General features: G+C 35.4%; 3 protein-coding genes. 1 reads left to right on the plus strand and 2 read right to left on the minus strand.

Annotated features, from left to right (window positions below):
- Positions 1–34 precede the first annotated feature (34 nt).
- Complete coding sequence (locus ABE048_RS17035; RefSeq protein WP_430312467.1) at positions 35–910, minus strand: LysR family transcriptional regulator; 876 nt, start codon at positions 908–910, stop codon at positions 35–37.
- Between the two features lie 147 nt (positions 911–1057).
- Between ABE048_RS17035 and ABE048_RS17040 the strand changes: the two genes are divergently transcribed.
- Positions 1058–2263, plus strand: coding sequence for an MFS transporter (locus ABE048_RS17040; RefSeq protein ID WP_430312468.1), 1206 nt, complete (start codon positions 1058–1060; stop codon positions 2261–2263).
- 26 nt (positions 2264–2289) lie between these two features.
- On the opposite strand, the gene ABE048_RS17045 is transcribed toward ABE048_RS17040, so the two are convergent.
- Positions 2290–2898, minus strand: a complete 609-nt coding sequence (locus tag ABE048_RS17045; RefSeq protein WP_430312469.1) for a phosphatase PAP2 family protein — start codon at positions 2896–2898, stop codon at positions 2290–2292.
- Positions 2899–3006: the final 108 nt, after the last annotated feature.

Raw genomic sequence — 3006 nt, forward strand, 5'->3', positions numbered from 1 at the left:
CTTCGCCAATTCCACTTCAAATAAAAGCAAATTTTTACTGAAAATCTCCAATAACAAAATCCCGAAAAGTTTGAGTTGCTTGAGACATATATCTTTTCTTTATATAGGCAATTCCTAGTTTTCGTTGACATATTGGTTCACTAACACGAATTTTTGACAAATGATACTCATTTAATCCTCTTATATTTGGAAGTAAAGCAACACCTAATCCCGCTTCTACAAAACCAGCAAGCGTATGGAATTCTTCTCCTTCAAATACTACCTCTGGCGAAATATTCGCTTGCTCCAATAATTGGTCATTAACCTGTCTAAGCGAATTCCCCTCTTTTAATGAAACAAAAGGATCCTTTCCAATCTCTGATAAATATATTTGTTCTCGATTCGCTAGTCGATGATCTTTTGGTACCATGACGAATAATTCCTCACGCCAAAGTTCCACCCATTTAATTGGAATATCTGTTTCTACATATGGTATTAAACAAAGATCAAACTCTCCTGCCTCTAATTGTTGAAGTAAGTGTAAAGAATTATTTTGAGTGAATTCAAACTGTACATTTGGATACTTTCTACGAAACATGCGTACCAATCGTGGAATAAGCTGCATACCCACTGTATGCGTAAAGCCAATCGATATTACTCCATAATCTGGTGTGATAAGATCCGCAATTTCTTGTTTAACATCTTCATATAGTTTATTTATGGGCATTGTTCCTTTTAAAAACAGCTCACCAAAGCGGTTGAGTTTAATCGAGCGCCCCATTCGATCAAATAACGGAGCACCTACTTCCTCTTCTAATTGAGCGATAGACTTACTGAGTGCTGGTTGAGATATATTCAATTTTTCAGCAGCATGTGTCATATGCTCTGTTTTTGCCACAGTTTGGAAATACTTTAATTGTTGTAAATCCATCTGCACCCTCCTAATAACTAATTGGAATTAAATTAATGAAAATAATAAATTGTATTTATCAATAGAATGAATCTATAATAAACCGTAACAAAAAAAATGACAATTCGATTTCCTATTTGCCATTATTTTATGGAGTGATATTTTGCAATGGATGATTATATAAAAAAAGGAACAATGGATTTTCGTAAAGCAAACTTAGCATTGTTTGCAGGTGCTTTGAGTACATTTGCGAATTTATATATGACCCAACCAGTGTTACCAACACTATCAAAGGTTTTTCATATTTCACCAACTACCGCAAGTCTTTCTTTATCTTTAACAACTGCATCTTTAGCTATTTGTATGTTGATTGTTGGTTCTCTTTCAGAAGCTTGGGGTCGCAAACCAATTATGACCTTTTCGATGATTGCCGTAGCTGTCTTAACTTTTCTAATTGCAATCTCACCAAATTATCATATATTACTTATTTTACGAGTGATTCAAGGAATCGTCTTTGCTGGTTTACCAGCCATTGCTATGGCCTATTTAGGCGAAGAAATTGAACCTAAAAGTTTAGGTGCCGCAATGGGGCTTTATGTAAGTGGGAATTCTATAGGAGGTTTAGCTGGTCGAATCATTATGGGTTCTGTTAGCGATTTCTTTAATTGGCGTATCGGAATGGTGACAATCGGTGTTATTAGTTTACTTGTAGCCATCGCCTTTTATTTCTTACTACCTAAATCAAAGCATTTTAAACCGGAAAAACTAGCATTTAAACCATTGTTTAAATCATTGATCATGCATATAAAGGATCCAGCATTACTTAGCCTCTTTGGGATGGGTTTCTTATTAATGGGCTCCTTTGTCACCATGTATAACTATATAGGATTCCAATTAATTGAACCGCCCTATTCTTTAAGCCAATCAATTGTCGGTTGGATTTTCTTAATTTACTTAGTTGGAACATTCAGCTCTGCATGGATGGGTGGTTTAGCTGACAAACACGGGCGTTTTAAAATGTTATTACTAGGAATTATTTTAATGTTTGGAGGAGCCATTCTTTCATTAACCAGTATCTTATTGATTAAGATTCTTGGTATTGCCATTTTCACCTTTGGATTTTTTGGCGGCCATGCAATTGCTAGTGGCTGGGTCGGAAGAAGAGCAACTCATGATAAAGCACAAGCCTCTTCACTATACTTATTCTTCTATTATGTAGGATCAAGCGTTGGAGGTACGACAGGTGGCATCTTCTGGTCAAAATTCGGTTGGGGTGGTGTTATTAGTATCATCTTAACTTTCCTATTAATAGCAGCTTTTTTAGCTATTATCATAAATAAAATTACCGCAAAAAATGCAGCAGCTCATAGTTAAAGCTATACCGATTTCGGTATAGCTTTTTAACTATAAGGCTCTACAATTCTTCTGCGGCTTTCATACCAAATGACAATTAGGATAAACCACGTATAGCCAATCGACCATCCCGCAATTACATCCGATGCAAAATGATGGCTCCCCGCAATACGGGATAACCCAATTAGAATGGACATGATCATTGCGAATGCCCATACTAGTACTTTCTTTTTCATTGATGCTCCGTACTCGGTCGCAAAGTATGCGATTGTAAATAGATATAGAATCCCTACCATTGCATGCCCAGAAGGAAAACTAAAACTAGTTAATTGATGAGGAATATCTGGTCGTGGTCTTTGCACCCACCCTTTTAATAAATGATTAAGTACATTACCTCCAGCAATCGATAAAAGTGCAAACATCATCCCTTGATAATTAGATCCGCGAAGCCACAACCAAATTAATAATAGAATTGCGACAATCATTATAAATTTAGTTCCTCCAAAGTAATGGAAGAATTCAATGAAAGAATTACCTTTTAAAAGATTTGAAGCATTTGTATCTAAACTAGTTACCCAAGAACTATTCAAATTAGCATAAAATACAAAAAAGATAACAGAAGTTACAATCGCTAAAGGATAGAAAAATTTCGTCACTATACTCCTCCTACTCACGAAATATTCTTATAACCTAAATTAATCATAGATTTATTCAAAGACGAATAAAGTGAACCTTCACACAGTAGGGGTTTTCTTCATCCCCCA

Source organism: Rummeliibacillus pycnus (genome assembly GCF_050459865.1).
Lineage (GTDB): Bacteria > Bacillota > Bacilli > Bacillales_A > Planococcaceae > Rummeliibacillus > Rummeliibacillus pycnus_B.

Coding starts and splice junctions, on each gene's coding strand:
- ABE048_RS17040 (WP_430312468.1), top strand. CDS start 1,058: ATGGATGATTATATAAAAAAAGGAACAATGGATTTTCGTAAAGCAAAC.
- ABE048_RS17035 (WP_430312467.1), bottom strand. CDS start 910: ATGGATTTACAACAATTAAAGTATTTCCAAACTGTGGCAAAAACAGAG.